Below are 19,291 nucleotides of genomic sequence, written 5' to 3'. Positions count from 1 at the left end.
ACCGATTTACCTGTCAGGGTTGGTAAGCCGAAGGGGGCTCCCCTCCGGATTTTTCTGTGATGTTTCTCCCACGCCGGGTTTAGGGCCGTATTTGGCCCCAGAGATCGTATTCGCTGGCCTCGTCAACATCGACGTTGACGATATCGCCTGTTGCGAGAGCCTCGGTGCCTTCGTCAATAAACAGATTGCCATCGATTTCGGGCGCGTCGGCCGTTGTGCGGCATGTGGCGATGCCGTCTTCGTCAATATCGTCAACGATCACCGGCAGTGTGGTGCCGACTTTGGCGGCGAGTTTGGCTGCCGAGATGCTTTGCGCTTTTTCCATGAAGCGGTTCCAGCGATCTTGTTTTATTTCGTAAGGGATGTGGTCTGGAAGCACGTTTGAGCGTGCGCCTTTGACGTTTTCATATTTGAAGCAGCCGATGCGGTCGAGCTGCGCTTCGTCCATCCAGTCGAGAAGAGTTTGGAATTCGGCTTCGGTTTCACCGGGGTAGCCGACGATGAACGTTGAGCGCAGAGTGATATCCGGACAGATGTCGCGCCAGGCTTCAATTTCGTCCAGCGTGCGGGCTGAGGCTGCGGGGCGGGCCATGCGTTTCAGCACGTCAGGGTGCGCATGTTGAAAGGGGATATCGAGATAGGGCAGGATTTTACCCTCGGCCATCAGCGGGATGAGGTCGCGTACGTGGGGGTAGGGGTAAACATAGTGGAAGCGGACCCAGGCCCCTAGCGTGCCAAGTTCGCGGGCAAGATCGAGGATTGGCGCTTTGGATCCGCGATCTTTCCAGTCGGTGCCATAGGCCGAGGTGTCCTGGCTGATAACGAGGAGTTCTTTAACGCCGTTTTCGACCAGCTTTTCAGCTTCACGCATCACGGCTTTCAAAGGGCGGGAGGCGAGGCGGCCTCGCATGTCGGGGATGATGCAGAACTTGCATTTATGGTTACAGCCCTCGGAAATCTTCAGGTAGCTGTAGTGGCGCGGGGTGAGTTTGACGCCTTGTGCAGGCATTAAGTCGATGAATGGATCGGGGCTTGGCGGGACGGCGATGTGGACCGCGTCGAGCACCTGTTCGTATTGGTGCGGCCCGGTGACGGCGAGCACTTTGGGATGTGCACCAGTGATGTATTCCGGGTCGGCGCCTAAACATCCCGTCACGATCACGCGGCCGTTTTCTGTTAGCGCTTCGCCTATTGCGTCGAGGCTTTCGGCCTTGGCGCTGTCGAGGAAGCCGCAGGTGTTAACGATGACCGCATCCGCGCCGCTGTAGTCAGGGCTAATCGCGTAGCCTTCGGCGCGCAGGCGCGTCAGAATGCGTTCGCTGTCGACCAAGGCTTTGGGGCAGCCAAGCGACACCATACCAATAGTTGGCTGACCGGGACGTGCGGCGTCGGGGACGCGTGCGCGGGCAAGGTCGGGGCGAAGGTTTGGTGGGTTCTGGGTCATGGGCCGGGGCTATAGCTGGTTCGGGGGGGATGGGAAAGCACGACGAATGCTCCGCCTGCCGAATTTGGGCGCCTACTGACCGGTTGCGATCGTCGCGAAGCGATCAAGTGCACCCTGCATCTGCAAGATGGCCCGGTTGTTCGCAGCTAGGCCATGGGAGGGCGCGACGCTCGCTGGATCGTTGTATGTGGCCCAAGTCTGACCGTTTTTGTCCTCGAAGAACAGGATGCGCAGCGGCAGAAAGAGCGCCATGGTCTGGCCTTCCTGTAGGGCGGTTGAGCCGATCTTGGGGGTGCCGAAAATAACGACGGTTGTTGGGCGCAGATCTTCACCGACCGATTTTGCACCTTGTTGAAAGTCGACGGTGGTAAACACGCGCGCACCAGCGGCTTTAACTGCGTTTGTGAGGCGCTCGACCGAGGTCGCCACTGAGGCATTGCTGGTCATGTTGATACGTTCTGCCATGGCTGCACCTGCTGTAAAGGTGATGACGAGGGCGGATGCCAATAAGTTGAAGGGTTTCATGTTGTCCTCTTGGTTGGGTTTACCCCTTGGTCTTTGCAAACGGCGGCTTCTGATGCTTGAGTGTTTTTGGGGGATCGTGTGGATGGCAGACCGGCGGGACGAGCTGATTGCGGTGTGGAGGTTCGGGGAATTCTTACTGGATATGCGTTCCCTTGAACTGACGCGTGGCAACACGCGGTGCGTATCGAGCCTCAAAGCCTCAAAATTCTTGAATTTCTGCTGCAATCGCGTGACCGCGTGGTGTCCAAAGACGACCTTGTGGCGCACATCTGGGAGGGCCGCGCAGTTAGTGACTGGACGGTTTCCAGCGCGATAAAGGCTTTGCGTGCTGCTCTGGGGGACGTTGGGCGCACGCGATCTTTTGTTCAGACGCTTCACGGGCGCGGATATCGGTTTGTGCAAGCGGTGTCCGAAGTGCTGGATGATCGTGACCTCGATCTGGTCGAGGCGCCTCCCTTCGTGCTTGTGCGCGTGTTTCGGGCGAATCCAGATGGCAAAAACCTGACTTATCTGGCGGACGGGCTGAGCGAAGATTTAATCACTCATCTGTCGCGCCAGTCTGATATTTCGGCGCTGTCCTACACCGCGAGCCAGGCCTTGAGCACAAGAGCCCCGCCGCCAGAATTGAATGTGACACGTATTGTTGACGGCAGTATTCGCGATCTGGGTGGTGCGTTTCGGATCACCGCGGCTGTTCTGGATGCCAATGCTCAGCAACAGCTATGGGCCGAGCGATTTGATATTGCGAAGGACAGCTTACTTTCTGGGCTGGATCAGGTCTGCGGACGTATTGCGGATGCGCTCGCGCCGGGTCGCCTTCATAGCCCGGCGGCGCGGATCGGGACATCGGTTCCAGCGGCCTACGAGATGTATCTGAGGGGCCGACATGCCTATTATCGGTATGAACCGGCGGCGTTTGCGCAGGCGCTTGCAAGCTTTGAACAGGCGGCAGCTTTGGACACTGACTTTGCCGAGGCTTTTGCGCAGCAAGCCTACTGTCGCACGACGCTTTATGTGTTCGGCGTAGCCGGGAGTGATAGGACACTTGATCGGGCCGAGGCATTGGCGCGGCGAGCGATTGCTCTGAATGCGACCTCTGCTTTGGGTCATGCCCGGCTCGGATGGGTTTTGGGGTATACGGGACGCGCAGACGAAACGGTGGCGGCTTTTGAGGCGGCACTGGTACGCGATGAGCAAAACTCAGAAGTGCTGCTTGCCTATGGTGAGACGATGAACCGGCTGGCCGAGCCTAGGCGTGCCGATCAATTGCTGACGTGAGCCTTTGGGGCGGAGGCTTTTCACCCCCCGAGTTGGGACTTTGCGCGTGGACATTCAGCCGTGTTGCGTCGCGATTATGACACCGCTATCCGCCATTTCACTGCTGTTCTTGAACGGGTTGGTGGGTTCGTGCCCGCAGCGGTCCAGCTTGCCCGTGCGTATTGGGAAACTGGCGATCCTGATGCTGCTCGCCAGACGCGCGCTCTCATTGGTCGCATTGCGCCGAAGTATAGCCTTGGCCATGCGGTGCGTATGTTTCCCTACCCCTCAACGAAAGAGCGCGCCCGATTATCGGACGCGCTGCAGGGGTCAGGACTGGCCTAAGCTTAGCGACGGCGGTCGCGACGGCTGCTCATTGGCTGGAAGGCAACGGTGACGTGCGCTTCGCAATAGGGCTTGCCCTGCTGCACCGACAGTCCACAAAACCAGAAGTCCTCGGTCGCTGGGTCCCCGATTGGCCATTTGCAGGTCCGTTCGGTCAGATCCATCAAGCCAATGCGCTTTGCCGTCTTTTCAACTTCACGCACATTGGCGAGGGCTTCCTGGCTGATCTCGTTCGCAGACGGCTGCGGTGGGAGAGGCTGCCCGGCTGGTACAATCGGCTTGCGCGGTGTCACCGTGACGGAGATGACCTTGTCTTGCGGCGCGACCTTTGCGGCTGGCTTCGGGGCAGGTGACGCACCGTCCGCCTTGGCAGTTTTACGCTCCGGCGCGGGTGTCGATGAAGCGCCAGCACGGTTTGACAGACCTAGCCGATGCACCTTGCCTATGACAGCATTTCGGGTCACGCCGCCAAGCTCTTTGGCAATCTGGCTGGCCGACTGGCCCTCGCCCCACATTTTTTTGAGGGTATCTACCCGCTCGTCGGTCCACGACATGCTCTGTTCCTCGGCCTCGAATGTTGAAGGCATATACTATGCATGCCGGCACCCGGTCACAAGACGCGTGGACGATGAAATGTCGGGGTTCTGCGTTTAAAAGCGGGTCATGACGCAGAGATGCACCGGTTTTGGACTTGTGTGGGCGACATCCCTCTCGACAAATCGTCGTGGCTCCCCTAGTCGAGCGTCATGACGAACTACGGACATATGGCGCTTCGACGCCGACGCTGACAGTTTCCAGCCCCGCACGCGCTTGTGCGTCCTTTCGTTATGCTTTCCAAAATGTTGACACGCCCGCGCGCCACTGGCACGTCTCAGGCTTCTGAAAAAAGGTTTAGTCCGATGATCCCATCGATCCTGCCCACCTATAACCGCGCGCCCATGTCTTTTGTGGCCGGGGAAGGCGCTTGGCTGATCGAGGAAGACGGGCGCCGATACCTCGACTTTGGGGCGGGGATTGCGGTGAACGTGCTGGGGCATGCGAACCCCGCTCTTGTGGACGCACTGACTGAACAGGCGGGCAAGCTTTGGCATACGTCGAACCTGTACGGTATTCCTGGACAACAGGAATTGGCGGACAGGCTTGTCGATGCGACCTTTGCGGACACGGCGTTTTTCACGAACTCGGGAACCGAAGCTTGTGAGCTTGCAGTGAAGATGGCGCGTAAATACTGGTATGAGAAGGGCGAGGATCGCTCGGAGATCATTGCGTTCACCGGCTCGTTTCACGGCCGGTCATCTGCAGGCATTGCCGCGGCTGGGTCGGACAAAATGACCCTGGGGTTCGGCCCGCTTCTGCCGGGCTTTACGCATGTGGCGTTCGCCGATCACGAAGCGTTGGCGGCGGCTTTGTCAGACAAGACAGCGGCCGTTATGATCGAGCCGATTCAAGGCGAGGGTGGAATTATTCCAGTCCCGGATCAGTGCCTTAAGGGACTGCGTGATGCTTGCGATGAGGTCGGCGCCTTGCTTATCTTTGACGAGGTCCAGTGCGGTGTCGGGCGCACGGGAAAGCTATTTGCCCATGAATGGTCCGGGATCACGCCGGACATCATGATGGTTGCCAAGGGCATTGGCGGTGGCTTCCCTCTTGGAGCGGTTCTTGCGACGGAAGCTGCGGCAGTCGGCATGACGGCGGGCAGTCACGGAACGACCTATGGCGGTAATCCTTTGGCGATGGCGGTTGGCAATGCCGTGATGAAGATCGTGGCAACCGACGATTTTCTTACTGAGGTCAGCCGTAAGGCGGGCGCTTTGCGGCAAGGTCTTGAGGGGCTGGTGGCAAGCCATCCGGATGTCTTTGAAAGCGTGCGGGGAACTGGATTGATGCTGGGCCTGAAGTGCAGGGCTCTTAACGCTGATGTTGTGAAGGCCGGATATGACGCGCTTCTTCTGACTGTCCCTGCGGCGGACAACGTAGTGCGCATCCTGCCACCTTTGAATATCAGCGATGAGGAGATTTCCGAGGCCGTGCGTCGGCTTGATCAGGCGGCGGTGAGCCTCTGATTTCTTTTTGGCAAAAATACTCCGGGGAGCGCGCAAAGCGAGCGGGACACAGCCCCCAATCCCGGCATCGAAAGTGACACTGACATGACCCATTTCCTAGATATCCACAAAACCGACCCGGTCGCGCTGCGTTCTATTCTGACATCAGCGGCCGATATGAAGTCTGCACGCGTTGGCCGCACGCGCGGGGCGAAAGACGACGATCTTGCCCTGGATGGCCGGATAGTGGCCTTGATATTCGAAAAACCGTCGACGCGGACGCGTGTTTCGTTTGACGTTGGTGTGCGCCAGATGGGCGGCGACGTATTGGTTCTGTCGGGTAAGGAAATGCAACTAGGCAGTGGCGAGACGATTGCCGATACCGCGCGCGTTCTGAGCCGATATGTCGATTTGATTATGATCCGGACGTTTGAAGAAGAAGCCCTGTTGGAGCTTGCCGAACATGCCAACGTCCCGGTTATCAACGGTTTAACGAACCGTACCCATCCGTGCCAGATCATGGCGGATGTCCTTACATTTGAAGAACATCGCGGGCCGATAAAGGGTCGGAAAGTCACTTGGGTCGGAGATGGCAACAACGTGAGCGCAAGCCTTGCCCACGCGGCTGGGCAGTTTGGGTTTGATCTGACGTTTACCGGGCCGCCGACGCTTGATCCGGAGCCTGAATTCCTCGCGCTAGCACGCTCGCAAGGTGTGAGTGTTGAAATCGTGCGCGACCCGGTCGCGGCGGTGGCCGGCGCCGATCTGGTTGTGACGGACACTTGGGTGTCGATGCATGACAGTCAGACCACAAAAGAACGCCGGCATAACCAATTGCGTCCCTACCAGGTCAACGAAGCGCTGATGTCGCACGCCAAAAGCGATGCGTTGTTCATGCATTGCTTGCCCGCGCATCGCGACGATGAAGTCACAAGTGCCGTGATGGATGGCCCACATTCCGTGATCTTCGATGAAGCCGAGAATCGGCTTCATGCGCAAAAGGCAATCATGCGTTGGTGTTTGGGAGTCTAGGCCTTAGTCCCGGGTCAGGGGCTGGCCGTCTTTGAAGGCGGCCAGCGCATTCCAAACGACGGAGTTGCTCTACGCGCGGTCGCGGCTTCTGCGGGTGCGGAAGTGCGAGTCGGCTTCTGGGGTGCCATCGTGGAAACTGCCGAACCATTTGTCCAGCGGGACCGCGCTCTCGCCGAAGTTGACCGTGTGGTAACGGTGGTGGAGATAGTGCATCAGCTTTTCTTTCTTCAGGGCAGTCTCATCCCCGAAGACAAGCTCGTCAAAACCGGAATGGCTGACACCGGGGCCAAGTGCTGTGGTGAGGCCGTTGAACATCATGTGCAGCGGGTGAGACGGCACGACAAGATGGATCAGCATGCAGCTGAAATAAAGGATGTGTTCGATTGGATGCATCGCCATCCCTGACCAGGGTCCGACGTTGACGTTCTTGTGATGCAGATAATGGATGGTCCGGTAAAGCGGTGGCCAGTGGATCAGGCGGTGGATCCAGTAAAAATGGAAGTTCCGCCAGAATGGCATAAGGATCATCCACAGCACGAACCAGACCGGGTTGGCGCTGTAGGGCAGAACGCCGTTGGCGTAGCCCCACCAGAGGCCGATTTCATAGAGCGACCAGACAAGCGTGCCGATCATGCTCCAGACTACGTTGTCGAAGACCTGGTTGTGGAACAGGAAGCGGCGGTCGTTTTTGGCCATCCAGTTGCCGTTGTACTTGGTCTTTCGCCCCTGCCCGCGGACCCGGTAAAGCCAAAGGTGTAAGCCGCCGGTGAAGATCGTTATCAGGGCGATATTTCGCAGCAATATCAGAAGTACCCACTCCAGCGCGAGCGTCTCCATCCGCGTTAATTCTGGAGTGAACACGAAATAGGCGAGGCAGGTCAGAGCCACGTAGACGGCGTACCAAGGCGCGAAGAAGCCGGGAACGCCGAAGAACCATTTGGCAACGGCGGCGGGCCTTTGCGGCCAGTCAAGCAACGGCATGAAGCCGGCAGGTTTTTTGGGGCGCCATTCACCGCGCCGGTCCCGTGCTTGTCCGTGTTCGTCTGTTTGGGCGCTGCTCATATCGTTGGCTTGTATCAGTGCAGGCGGGCGTGGACGATGTAGGCGTCTACGGTGTCTTCGCCCAGGGCGCGCAGGGCTTCGAGACGGTGATACCCTTCGATCAGGACGAAGCGTTCGCCGTCTTTTCTGACCCGAATTGCAGTCATCTGACCGTTCTCAAGGATGTCGTTGGCGATGGTCTCGACCTTTTCGGGGTCGAGGGTTTTTGCACGCTTTACAGGTACGTGGATGGCGTCGATCGCGAGGGATTCTTTCTTCAACATAGACGGAACGCTAGCATGAAGTTACGACGGTGTAATGAATTTTAGCAACGTGCGGTTGCGGGGGGTGCTTCGCCACGAAAACGCAAGGGTTAACGCATGAAATCCAGAGGTTTTGTGGTGAATTGGCGCGTCGGTTTCGCGTCGGTGCACGGTGTGGTGTGCGGCGGTCGGACGACGAGATATGGTGCGTCCGTTAAGAGAGATGAACGATTGTGCCCTGCAGGGGTGTCGACCTTTGCCACGGAAAGGTTCTATGCTTGGGCCAACATCAGGACGAAGGTGCGATATGGCGAATTCAGACGACGATAAAATCGAGGGCCGTTTGAGCGGCGAGCAGATTGAGCCGAAGGAAGAGGACAACTTGTTCCTGCGACTGGTCTATATGATCATAATTGCCATCATGATTTCAATTGCGCAGACTGTGCTTGGATTTATGACGGTGGTGCAGTTCGTGGTCATGTTGATTAACAACAAAGAGCCAAACGAGCGGATTGCCGAGTTTGGCACCGACCTTGGTATCTGGATTGCCAAGGCCGCGCGGTTCCAAACCGCCGCAAGTCAGGTGAAGCCATGGCCCTGGACAGAGCTCGACTGATTTAGGTTGTGCTTGATGCGCGGTGACGGCTGTGTGGGTTCTGCAGTGAGGCGACATGAACGCTGGACTGTTGGATTTGCATACTGACCGGGAGCAGATCAATCTTTGAAAGCGTGCATCGTAGAACCCAAGGCCGCGATTTTCCGTTTGTATGGGGGAGCGAGTTCGCACAATAACAGCTGCATGGGAAAACTGAAATTCTTTAGTGTCGCCTTTGCATTGCTGTTTGCGTTACCTGCTCTTGGGGAAATTCCGCAGCCCGTCCGCGATGATGACTATTCCCCCATCAACATGGCAGAAGCAAAACTCGGCCAGCTCTTGTTTTGGGATCCGGTCCTGTCGGGTAACCGCAATATATCCTGCGCGACCTGTCATCATCCGCGCTTCGCCACCGGCGATGGCGTGGCGCTCGCTTTGGGTGAGGGTGGTATTGGTCTGGGCCCGGATCGCAAACCTGATCCGTCAAACATGCCCGAACAGCGCATTCCCCGTAACGCGCCGGCATTATTCAATTTGGGCGCGCGCGAGTTTACCACCCTGTTTCACGATGGCCGGATTGAAGTTGATGCAACCCGCCCTTCTGGCCTGCGCACGCCGCTGGACGAAGATATGATGACGGGGTTCGCATCGGTGTTGTCTGCGCAAACCATGTTTCCGGTGCTGAGCGGCGACGAAATGGCTGGGCACTATAGTGAAAATGATGTCTCCAAAGCGGTGCGCCGTGGCATCATCACTGGACCGGGTGGGGCATGGGATATCATCGCGAAACGGGTTTCGGATATTCCAGCCTACGATGAAAATTTTGGCTCGGTTTACCCCGAGATTGCTGCGGGGCGTGAGATTGCATTTACAGATATTTCTAACGCCATAGCGGCGTTCGTTGCGTTTGAATGGCGTTCTGATGACAGTAGGTTTGATCAGCACTTGCGCGGCGAAGAGCCATTGAATGGGGATGCGCTGGACGGGATGATGCTGTTTTATGGCGACGGTGGCTGTTCCACATGTCACTCCGGGCCATTCCAGACGGATCACGATTTTCACGCAATGGGCGTGCCGCAAATCGGTCCCGGCAAGGCGGCAAGATTTGAAGCTGGCGCAAGTGACGAGGGGCGTAGGCGGGTCACCGGGCGCGCAGAGGATGCATACGCATTTCGCACCCCAAGTCTGAGGAACGTAACGGCGACGGGGCCGTATGGTCACGATGGGGCCTATGCAAGTCTGGTTGCGTTTTTGGCGTCGCACGTCGCGCCTGCACGCGCGCTTGAAGACTATGACCGTGCTCAGGTTGACTTGATCGACCTCGCTGGGGCTGCCGATTGGATTGCACTGGATGATCCAATCGAAGTTGCGGCCATCTCGCAGGCCGTTACAACGCAGCCTGTTTCGCTGTCAGATGTGGATCTGGCGAAGATATTGGCGTTCTTGCAAAACCTGACGGATGGGGTGGCGGTGGCGGGTCGTCTGGGTATTCCTCAATCGGTGCCAAGCGGGCTATCAATTGATCGCTAGTTGTCGCTGAGCGACAATTTGGTGCCGTCGCGCCATACATCCAGATACTGATTGCCGGGGATATCCACCCAATCGGACGCTACACCATCGGGCCAGATTACACGAATTTCTGCCGCGTCGGCTTTTCCCAAACCGAAATGTACTGGCCCGAGTTGTCCGCCCGCATGACCACCGCCGATCGTGAGTTCTTTCACTACAATCGTTTCATTGGTCTTTCGCAATTCGATCCAGCTGCCGATTGCAAATCCATTCACCGCCTTCTGGTGCAGTGTCACACCCACCCAATTACCAGTCGCAGCGCTGACATTGCGGTAAAGTTCTATTGGTGCTCGGCGGTTCACGACCACCAGGTCAAGTAGTCCATCGCGATCAAAATCAGCCAGCGCGGCGCCGCGCGAGCGTTCCAGGGTTGCAACGCCTGCCACATCGGCTACTTCCCGAAAGGTGCCATCAGCGGATTGCATCAGCAGGTTGTTGGGGTCTTTCATCGCACTTCCCGGCATTTGATCGACATTGCCTTTGGCGATGAATAAATCTGCCAGCCCGTCGTTGTCCACGTCACCGAATTCAGCGTGCCATCCCGTTGACGGGCGTCCATCATCACCAATGAACGGGCGATGCGCATAGGTCCCAATGCCAAACGGCGCGGCCTGATACCCATCCGGTGTGGCGATCTGCATCAATTGATCGCCCATAGATGTCAGCACGACGTCAGGACGTCGATCGCCTGTGATGTCCTGACTGGCTATGCCCATTCCCCAGATTGAGATGAGGGTCCAGCCATCTTCTGGACCGAGCAGGCGAAGCTGTTCGATATCCCACATCTGTTCTGAGCCGCCGCGCACGTAATAGTGGCGGTCATTGGAGACACGCAGACCGGCCTGACCTGAACCTTGCCAATCCGAAAATAGCATCGACAGGGCGCAATAACCGGGCGTTAGGAGCTTGGCGGGCATGTAGGTTTTGCCATTGGGGCGGTAGAGCTGATTCTCGTCACAGGCTTCAAACGGTCCCTCGGGATCAGATCGGTCGACATAGTTGCCGATGGCCATGGTGGGCAGTTGGTTGGCGCCCTCCCAAGTGGCCGAAAACGCGGTGGACCAGCGGTTATCTGAGGTGAATTCAAGCGCGCTGTCGAAGTCTTCAAACCGGCAATCGCCCGTCCCACGCAACAGTCGGTTTTCGCCGACGCGCAGCAGCATGAGATCGATGATCCCGTCGCCGTCTACGTCCAAGGGGTAGGCCCCGCTAACGCCCGTAATCGGTTCGATCGGACCGCGTGAAAATGCCCACCCGTCAAGTCCGATCTGATTGACCCACAGTGATGCCGGGTTCTGACCACCAGCCGCGAAAATATCGGGACGGTCGTCGCCATTGCAATCGAAAACCGCCGTGCCGCCACCGACATAAAACTCCCAGTCGCCGCCATAAATATGTGTGCCGGGCAGAGTGGCGGACTGATCAAGGAAGCGCGGTTCGCCGGCGTTCAACAGCATCGGAAACGCCGCCGCCAATATTGCCAGGCTCCGTATCATCCGCCGCTTCTGGCCATCGCGACATCCGTCGCGACTTGTAGCGCCAACGCGGCGGCCCCTTGCGCCCATAGCAAATCGCCCCAGGCGTGGATCTCGACTTTTGGCGGTTTGCGCCCTGACAGCAGAGTCAGATTTGCCATTTCGTTCAATACCTCTTCAGCATATAGGTAGTCGTATTGCATCCTCTCGCCAGACAGCAAGATGAGCGAGGGGTCAAACAGGTTCACTATATTGGCCAGACCCAGCGCCAGATAGCGCCCTGCGCGGTGAAAGATCGTTTGCGCCGCGATATTTCCGGCCTTTGCATGATCATAAAGGCTTTCCAGTATAATATGCGGTTCAGTCGCGCGCTGGCGATCCCAGTTCAGCGCGGTCGAAGCCTCGCGTACCAACGCGTAGTCAGCCACGTAAGCCTCCAGGCAGCCGCGTTGCCCGCAACGGCACAGCGCGCCGTCCAACTGCACTTTGGTATGGCCGATTTCCGTTCCCAGCCCCTGTGAGCCGCGATAGAGGCGGTGGTTCAGAACCAGCCCCATACCGATGCCGTGTTCAATAGTAACAACCACGAAGTCAGAAAGGGCCCGGCCCGCGCCGAACCACATTTCGGCGAGTGTCACCAAATTGGCGTCGTTATCAATTGCAACTGGTCGGCCGATGCGTTCCTGAAGGGCGGCCTGCATTGGAAAGTCTCTTTCTGACACAAGCGGTGACCACAGGACGATACCGGTTTCGTTATCGACCACGCCGGGCATGCCAAGGCCTACGTAATTCAGATCAGTCAGGCTTAGCCCGGATCGCTCCAGTGCATTCATCAACACTGCTTCTGAGGCATCTACGGTTTGGGCGAAGCTTTGATGCACGATTTTTCTGGGCATGACCGCATCTGCAACGCGGTTGCCTGCAAAATCCAATATGACGGCAGCATGGGCCTGATCGGAGAGCTTGATCCCGGCAACGTACCCGGCCTCTGGGCGCACACCAAGTGCGACGGGCGGGCGTCCCCGGCTGCTGTCGGCGTCGCGTCGGGGGGCAGTGGATTCCTGAATGAACCCTTCGCCTATCAGTTCGGCGGTCAATGCGGTTACTGATCCGGGGCTTATTGCAAGGTCTTTAGCCACATCTACGCGGGCAATTAGCCCTGTGGCGCGCACGTATTCAAATATCTGTTGACGCAACGAACGGACATTCACTCCACCCGGCGGGCGAAGCGGGCCACATCCCAGCGATTCTGCCTGGTTGGCGTCTAAGTTTTCAACCAAAGTCAATTAATTTACCTTCTGAATTAAATTGGATCCAATTGGTTGCCTTTTCGGAGTCCATTCGTGCATGCTAACCCCAGATCGACAAAAAACTAGCCATTTTTTGTCTCAAAGGCAAAATTAAATTTGACAGATGAATTTAATGTGTCAAAATCCCACTGTTCCGGCGGATACCGCCGAGCACCCCGCGTTGGGGTAAAAAAATTTGGGAGGATACAATATGCGTAATGCAATTCTGTTGGCGATTATCGCCGCCACTGGATTTTCTTCAGCGGCCATCGCTGAGGGCAAAAAAATCGGTGTTTCCTGGGCCAGCTTTCAGGAAGAGCGCTGGAAAATCGACGAAGCGGCTATGGTCGCAGCGATCGAAGCCGCAGGTGATACATATATTTCGGCTGACGCGCAGTCGTCTTCAGCAAAGCAGCTGACAGACATCGAAGCGCTGATCACACAAGGCGCTGATGCACTTATCATCAACGCTTGGGACAAAGACGCCATCGGCCCAGCAATCGAAAAAGCTGCAAACGAAGGCATCCCGGTTATTGGCTATGACCGTCTGATCGAAGATGCGCGCACATTTTACCTGACATTTGACAACAAAGGCGTGGGCAGCATCATCGCTGAAACCGTGGTTGGCGTTCAGGGTGGCGGTAATTACGCGATCATCAAAGGCGATCCTGGTGATCCAAACGCAGCATTCCTGCTGGAAGGCATGATGGAAGTCATCGGTGACGACGTTGCATCTGGCAAAATCAAAATCGTTGGCGAAGCATTCTCCGACGGTTGGAAGCCAGAAAATGCTCAGAAAAACATGGAGCAAATCCTGACTGCAAACAACAACAACGTTGATGCTGTACTGTCTGAAAATGACGGCATGGCTGGTGGTGTTGTGGCTGCTTTGGCGGCGCAGGGTCTTGTGATCCCAGTGGGTGGCCAAGATGGCGACCATGCCGCGATCAACCGTGTTGCGCGTGGAACGCAAACCGTTTCGGTTTGGAAAGATGCGCGTCAACTGGGTAAAGCAGCCGGTGAAATCGCAGCGGCCCTTGCGGCAGGTACCGACATGGGTGCAATCGAAGGCGCGTCGATTTTTGATGGTGGAGCAAACGGCGTTGAAATGAACGCTATCCTGCTTTCACCGACACCAATCACACGCGAAACACTGAATGTTGCAATCGATGCGGGCCACATCTCGAAAGAGGCGGCATGTGCAGGCGCAATAGCAGGCGTTGCTGCTTGCGAATAATCGCTTGACGATTTCCGGCGTCAGCAATCGCGCTGACGCCGGAGATTTTCTGATCACTTAGTTGCTTGTTGCAGCACGAACCAAGGTTTCCTTTGGCTTCCGGCTCTTCACAGCGCCAAGCCCCACACAATCAACAACTCAGGCTGGATAGATTATGGCTGACGCACCGCCCACCACCTCCGACACCCCTAGCGAAGATCAGAACCTAAGTCCGATCGCCCGATTCCTGCGCGGGACTGAAATTGACACCCGCCTTCTTGGCATGATCGGTGCGCTGATGCTGATCTGGTTTGGGTTTCATTTTTATGGAGTCCTTGTGAATGGGGAGGGGTTCTTTCTGACACCGCGAAACTTGTGGAATTTGTCAGTCCAGACATCTTCTATTGGGATTATGGCGACTGGCATGGTTCTTGTGATTGTGACGCGGAACATTGATCTGTCGGTCGGCGCGCTTGTCGGTGTGACGGCGATGGTTATGGGGATTTTGCAGGTCGAAATTCTGCCTCAGTACTTAGGCCTTGGTCACGGTGCAATCTGGATTGTCACAGTGATTGTTGGGATGACGCTGGGGGCCTGTATCGGAGCGTTTCACGGCTGGTTGATTGCCTATCGCGGCATCCCGGCCTTTATCGTCACGCTTGGTGGTTTGCTGATCTGGCGCGGAAGCGCATTTTTGGCGGCTGGTGGTAAGACGATATCCCCGGTTGATCCGACCTTCGCCCTTCTTGGTGGCGGACCCTACGGAGCCATCGGAGCGACAGGCAGCTGGATCGTTGGAATTCTCGCGTGTGCGGGTGTGATGTGGTTGCTTTACTCAGGTCGAAAAAACCGACGCCACCATGATTTCAAGCTGCGGCCAATGTGGGCTGAAACGTTTCTTGGGGCGCTTGGGTGTGGCGTGATCCTCGGCGCGGTTCTTTTGGTGAACGCTTATCCCTGGCCGAGAGGCATCATCAAGCAATATGCGGCAAAGAATAACATCGAAGTTCCGGCAGAGGGCATGTTCATCAGCCACGGCTTTGCAATTCCGGTATTGATCTTGATCGTCGTTGGTATCCTGATGACAATCCTGATGACGCGTACGCGGTTTGGGCGCTACGTTTTTGCCATCGGGGGCAATCCCGAGGCGGCAGCACTGGCCGGGATCAACACCCGCTGGATGGTCCTTAAGATTTTCGCACTGATGGGGATGCTGGCCGGCCTGGCCGGTGTCGTTGCCTCAGCGCGACTGAATTCCGCAACCAATGCACTCGGTCTGCTAGACGAGCTTTATGTGATTGCGGCAGCGGTCATTGGCGGCACGTCGTTGGCGGGCGGGGTTGGAACGATCTACGGAGCCATTCTTGGCGCGCTGGTGATGCAGAGTTTGCAGTCCGGCATGGTCTTGATTGGGTTTGACACTGCAATCCAGCAGATCGTTGTAGGTATGGTTCTGGTTTTTGCCGTCTACCTCGACAATCTTTATCGCAGCAAATCGAAGTGAAGGGGAACACCATGAGCAATACAGGAACACCTTTGGTCGAAATGCGCAATTTTTCGATCTCTTTCGGCGGCATCAAAGCCGTGGACCACGTAACCGTCGATCTACATGCCGGTGAAGTTGTGGGCCTTCTGGGCCACAACGGGGCTGGAAAATCGACCCTGATCAAGTGCCTTTCAGGCGCCTATCAGGCCGATGCTGGCGAAGTTTTTATCAACGGCGAAAAGGTTGAGATTAAAAACCCGCGAGACGCACGTGCACAAAACATCGAGACGATCTATCAGACCCTCGCGTTAGCCGATAACCTTGATGCGGCATCAAACCTGTTTCTTGGGCGTGAACTGGTCAATTCAATGGGGTTCGTGGACGAGTCCAAGATGGAGGCCGAGACCCGTAAGATCATGCATCGCCTCAATCCGAACTTTCAAAAGTTCAATGTGCCGGTCTCCGCGCTTTCTGGTGGGCAACGGCAATCAGTTGCGATTGCTCGAGCGGTTTATTTCAATGCCAAAATCTTGATCATGGACGAGCCTACGGCGGCACTTGGTCCACAGGAGACGCAAATGGTGGCCGAGCTGATTGAAGAGCTGAAAAAGCAGGGGCTTGGTATTTTCCTGATCGAGCATGACATTCACAATGTGATGAAACTTTGCGATCGTGCGTCAGTTATGAAGAACGGCAAATTGGTTGGCACCGTCAACGTCGACGAGGTCACTGACGAGGAAATCCTTGGCATGATCATTCTTGGGAAGCCGTCAGCAAAGGCTGCCTAAATGTACGTCGGACTAGATCTGGGAACCTCTGGCCTGAAGGGGATCCTGATTGACGATGATCAGGAGATCCTGGCTGAAGCAAGCGCGCCGCTGAATACATCTCGTCTCCATAGCGGCTGGAGCGAACAGGCCCCTTCCGACTGGCTTGGGGCCTGCGAAGCTGTATTGGGGGCACTCGCTGAAGGGGGCAGGCTTGGCGCGGTTAGAGGCATCGGGCTATCGGGCCACATGCACGGCGCGACGTTGTTGGATGGTGCTGATCAGGTGTTGCGACCCTGTATTTTGTGGAATGACACCCGCAGCCATATCGAAGCTGCCCGGCTTGACAGCGATCCTCAGTTTAGGGCCATCACTGGGAATATTGTGTTCCCGGGCTTCACGGCCCCCAAAGTTGATTGGGTGAGGGAGCACGAAGCCTCAATTTTTGCAAAAATGCGGAAGGTTCTATTGCCTAAGGACTATCTGCGACTTTGGCTGACGGGCGAGCATGTGGCTGAGATGTCGGATGCGGCCGGGACGAGCTGGTTGGATACAGGAAAGCGTGATTGGTCTGACGCATTGCTTGCGGCGACTGAAATGTCGCGCGATCACATGCCACGCCTTGTCGAAGGGTCTCAGGTGTCTGGCACACTGCGTGATGAACTGGCGATGCGATGGGGGCTGCCAAAAGGTGTCGTCGTTGCAGGCGGCGGTGGAGATAATGCCGCATCCGCAATTGGTGTTGGGGTCGTGAAGGCTGGGCAGGCGTTTGTCTCGCTCGGCACATCTGGGGTCTTGTTCGCGGCCAACGACCGATATCAGCCTGACCCGGCGACGGCTGTGCATACATTCTGTCACGCATTGCCGGATACATGGCATCAGATGGGTGTAATCCTTGCTGCCACAGATGCGCTGAATTGGTTTGCGGGCCTGACCGGAAAATCGAGCGCTGATCTGACAAGCGGGCTTGGGGCGCTGAAACCTCCGGGGAAAACCCGGTTCCTGCCCTACCTTGGCGGTGAACGCACGCCCCTGAATGACGCGGCCATTCGTGGCGCCTTTATCGGGCTTGAGCATTCGACTGACACCGAAGCGGCCACGCGAGCTGTCCTTGAGGGCGTTGCATTTGCATTTCGCGATTGCCGGGACGCATTGGCTGCAACAGGAACCCAAATCGAACAGCTGCTTGCCGTCGGTGGTGGGAGTAATTCTGCGTATTGGCTGTCTGCGATAGCGACAGCGCTTGATAGGCCAATCGATTTGCCAATTGCGCGCGACTTCGGCGGTGCGTTTGGGGCTGCAAGGCTGGGCATGATGGCGGCAACCGGAGCCGGCGCAGAAATTGCCGGCCAACCAAAAATAGCGCGGACGATTGAGCCTGATACAGCCTTCACTGAGGCGTTTGATGCTGGCCACCGTGCCTATACCGAGGCTCGAGATGCGATTAGGGGACTGACATGACTGACTTTTTCAAAGGTATTTCGAAGCTAAAATTTGCGGATTTGGAGACAGACGATGAGTTTTGTTTTCATCACTACGACGCCGATGAAATGGTCGCGGGCAAGCGGATGGAGGATCATCTTCGATTTTCCGTGGCTTACTGGCATTCGTTTGCCTGGCCCGGAGGGGACCCTTTTGGTGGGCAAACTTTCGAGCGACCCTGGTTTTCCGATGACATGGCGGGCGCGCGGTTAAAGGCGGACGTCGCGTTCGAGATGTTCGAGATACTCGGCACACCCTATTTTTGTTTTCACGATGCTGATGTGCGCCCAGAGGGTTCGAATTTTGCGGAAAGTGAAGACCGGCTGAAAGAGATCACGGACATCTTCGCGGCGAAAATGGAGGCGACGGGGGTAAAGCTTCTTTGGGGGACGGCGAACCTGTTTTCAAACAGGCGCTTCATGTCTGGGGCGGCGACGAACCCGGATCCGGACATCTATGCCTATTCGGCGGCGACGGTAAAATCCTGCATGGATGCGACCAAGGCGCTGGGCGGCGAAAATTATGTCCTTTGGGGCGGTCGTGAGGGATATGAGACGCTGCTGAATACGGATTTGGCGCAAGAGCGGGCGCAGGCTGGCGCGTTTCTAAGCCGTGTCGTCGAATACAAGCACAAGATCGGTTTTAAGGGCGCAATATTGATTGAACCAAAGCCGCAGGAGCCGACAAAGCATCAATACGATTACGATGTGGCCACGGTTTATGGGTTCCTGAAAGAGTACGGGCTGGAAAAGGAAGTTCAGGTTAACCTTGAGCAGGGGCATGCGATTTTGGCGGGGCACAGTTTTGAGCACGAGCTTGCGATGGCGTCGGCTTTGGGGATCTTCGGGTCGATTGACATGAACCGCAATGACTATCAGTCGGGATGGGATACGGATCAGTTCCCTGATAATCCGCGTGAGGTTGCGCTGGCGTACTACGAGGTTTTGCGTGCCGGTGGGTTCACGACAGGTGGAACGAACTTTGATGCGAAGTTGCGGCGCCAGTCGCTTGATCCTGAAGATCTGATCCTGTCGCATGTTGGCGCGATGGATGTGTGCGCGCGTGGTTTCAAGGCGGCTCATGCAATGTTGGAAGACGGTGGTCTCGAAAACGCACGGAGCGCGCGTTATGCTGGTTGGCACGGCAATGATTTAGCATCACGTGACTTGGGGAGCATCCACAGTGAGGTACGCGGGCAAGCCGTTCCGCCGGGGCCGAAGTCCGGACGACAGGAACGGTTGGAGAACTATGTGAGCCGGTTTACTTGAGCCGTTAGACCACGAAAGAAAAGGATCGTAGGGGGATTTAGCTGGAGGGGTTCACTTGAGCCCTTTGCTTGGGTTTTTCGGGCAATTGTGTGGGCTTTCTAGGGCGTCAGTAAGCGTGTTAATCGGGCGTCTGGGCCATTGGGGTTGTTGTAGGTCGCATTTCTCGCGGCTTCGGGCGAGCCAAGCGCACGCCTC

At 56.7% G+C, this 19,291-nt stretch carries 18 protein-coding genes; 11 read left to right on the top strand and 7 right to left on the bottom strand.

Going from position 1 to position 19,291, the window contains the following annotated elements; translation table 11 throughout:
- Positions 1-79: 79 nt before the first annotated feature.
- The gene (gene rimO / locus Q1B15_RS01280) at positions 80-1,444 is read right to left on the bottom strand and encodes a 30S ribosomal protein S12 methylthiotransferase RimO (protein WP_299748954.1); all 1,365 of its coding nucleotides are present in this window, start codon (positions 1,442-1,444) and stop codon (positions 80-82) included.
- 72 nt (positions 1,445-1,516) lie between these two features.
- Positions 1,517-1,969, bottom strand: coding sequence for a DUF302 domain-containing protein (locus Q1B15_RS01275; RefSeq protein ID WP_299748951.1), 453 nt, complete (start codon positions 1,967-1,969; stop codon positions 1,517-1,519).
- Positions 1,970-2,146: 177 nt separating this feature from the next.
- Here Q1B15_RS01275 and Q1B15_RS01270 point away from each other — a divergent pair, with 177 nt between their 5' ends.
- Together Q1B15_RS01270 and Q1B15_RS01265 are read left to right on the top strand one after the other, a co-directional pair.
- On the top strand, positions 2,147-3,247 hold the full coding sequence (locus Q1B15_RS01270; protein ID WP_299748948.1) for a winged helix-turn-helix domain-containing protein: 1,101 nt from the start codon (positions 2,147-2,149) through the stop codon (positions 3,245-3,247).
- A gap of 60 nt (positions 3,248-3,307) precedes the next feature.
- Entirely contained in the window at positions 3,308-3,571 is a 264-nt protein-coding gene (locus Q1B15_RS01265) for a tetratricopeptide repeat protein (protein ID WP_299748946.1), read from the top strand.
- 2 nt (positions 3,572-3,573) lie between these two features.
- On the opposite strand, the gene Q1B15_RS01260 is transcribed toward Q1B15_RS01265, so the two are convergent.
- Positions 3,574-4,125, bottom strand: a complete 552-nt coding sequence (locus Q1B15_RS01260; RefSeq protein WP_299748944.1) for a GcrA family cell cycle regulator — start codon at positions 4,123-4,125, stop codon at positions 3,574-3,576.
- A 345-nt stretch (positions 4,126-4,470) separates the two neighbouring features.
- On the opposite strand from Q1B15_RS01260, the gene Q1B15_RS01255 reads away from it, so the two are divergent.
- Positions 4,471-5,634 (top strand): aspartate aminotransferase family protein, encoded by a 1,164-nt coding sequence (locus tag Q1B15_RS01255; protein WP_299748941.1) that lies wholly within the window; start codon positions 4,471-4,473, stop codon positions 5,632-5,634.
- 84 nt (positions 5,635-5,718) lie between these two features.
- Positions 5,719-6,645 (top strand): ornithine carbamoyltransferase, encoded by a 927-nt coding sequence (argF, locus tag Q1B15_RS01250; RefSeq protein WP_299748938.1) that lies wholly within the window; start codon positions 5,719-5,721, stop codon positions 6,643-6,645.
- 69 nt (positions 6,646-6,714) lie between these two features.
- On the opposite strand, the gene Q1B15_RS01245 is transcribed toward argF, so the two are convergent.
- Positions 6,715-7,707 carry a sterol desaturase family protein gene (locus Q1B15_RS01245; RefSeq protein ID WP_299748935.1) on the bottom strand — a complete coding sequence of 331 codons (993 nt, stop codon included), beginning with the start codon at positions 7,705-7,707 and terminating at the stop codon, positions 6,715-6,717.
- 14 nt (positions 7,708-7,721) lie between these two features.
- Entirely contained in the window at positions 7,722-7,970 is a 249-nt protein-coding gene (locus Q1B15_RS01240; protein WP_299748932.1) for a ParB N-terminal domain-containing protein, read from the bottom strand.
- Between the two features lie 286 nt (positions 7,971-8,256).
- Here Q1B15_RS01240 and Q1B15_RS01235 point away from each other — a divergent pair, with 286 nt between their 5' ends.
- Positions 8,257-8,565: a DUF4389 domain-containing protein gene (locus Q1B15_RS01235; protein WP_299748929.1), complete on the top strand. Its 309-nt coding sequence runs from the start codon at positions 8,257-8,259 to the stop codon at positions 8,563-8,565.
- Between the two features lie 192 nt (positions 8,566-8,757).
- Complete coding sequence (locus tag Q1B15_RS01230; protein ID WP_299749012.1) at positions 8,758-10,074, top strand: cytochrome c peroxidase; 1,317 nt, start codon at positions 8,758-8,760, stop codon at positions 10,072-10,074.
- Here the strand turns inward: Q1B15_RS01230 and Q1B15_RS01225 are convergent.
- Both Q1B15_RS01225 and Q1B15_RS01220 read right to left on the bottom strand, forming a co-directional pair.
- Positions 10,071-11,609 carry a CRTAC1 family protein gene (locus Q1B15_RS01225; protein ID WP_299748927.1) on the bottom strand — a complete coding sequence of 513 codons (1,539 nt, stop codon included), beginning with the start codon at positions 11,607-11,609 and terminating at the stop codon, positions 10,071-10,073. The two genes, Q1B15_RS01230 and Q1B15_RS01225, sit on opposite strands and share 4 nt — an antisense overlap.
- Complete coding sequence (locus Q1B15_RS01220) at positions 11,606-12,874, bottom strand: ROK family protein (protein ID WP_299748924.1); 1,269 nt, start codon at positions 12,872-12,874, stop codon at positions 11,606-11,608. Before Q1B15_RS01220 ends, Q1B15_RS01225 begins: the two co-directional genes overlap by 4 nt.
- 214 nt (positions 12,875-13,088) lie before the next feature.
- Here Q1B15_RS01220 and Q1B15_RS01215 point away from each other — a divergent pair, with 214 nt between their 5' ends.
- The 5 genes from Q1B15_RS01215 (at position 13,089) to xylA (ending at position 19,096) form a co-directional block, all read left to right on the top strand.
- Entirely contained in the window at positions 13,089-14,114 is a 1,026-nt protein-coding gene (locus Q1B15_RS01215) for a substrate-binding domain-containing protein (protein ID WP_299748921.1), read from the top strand.
- A gap of 154 nt (positions 14,115-14,268) precedes the next feature.
- Entirely contained in the window at positions 14,269-15,597 is a 1,329-nt protein-coding gene (locus Q1B15_RS01210; RefSeq protein WP_299748918.1) for a sugar ABC transporter permease, read from the top strand.
- An 11-nt stretch (positions 15,598-15,608) separates the two neighbouring features.
- Positions 15,609-16,367: an ATP-binding cassette domain-containing protein gene (locus tag Q1B15_RS01205; protein WP_299748915.1), complete on the top strand. Its 759-nt coding sequence runs from the start codon at positions 15,609-15,611 to the stop codon at positions 16,365-16,367.
- Entirely contained in the window at positions 16,368-17,807 is a 1,440-nt protein-coding gene (gene xylB / locus Q1B15_RS01200; protein WP_299748913.1) for a xylulokinase, read from the top strand.
- Entirely contained in the window at positions 17,804-19,096 is a 1,293-nt protein-coding gene (xylA, locus tag Q1B15_RS01195) for a xylose isomerase (protein WP_299748910.1), read from the top strand. Before xylB ends, xylA begins: the two co-directional genes overlap by 4 nt.
- The last annotated feature ends 195 nt before the right edge of the window (positions 19,097-19,291 follow it).

The sequence above is a fragment of the uncultured Boseongicola sp. genome, assembly GCF_937988555.1.
Lineage (GTDB): Bacteria > Pseudomonadota > Alphaproteobacteria > Rhodobacterales > Rhodobacteraceae > Boseongicola.
Note: the sequence above shows the minus strand (reverse complement) of the source record. Positions and strands in the feature narration are given on the sequence as shown.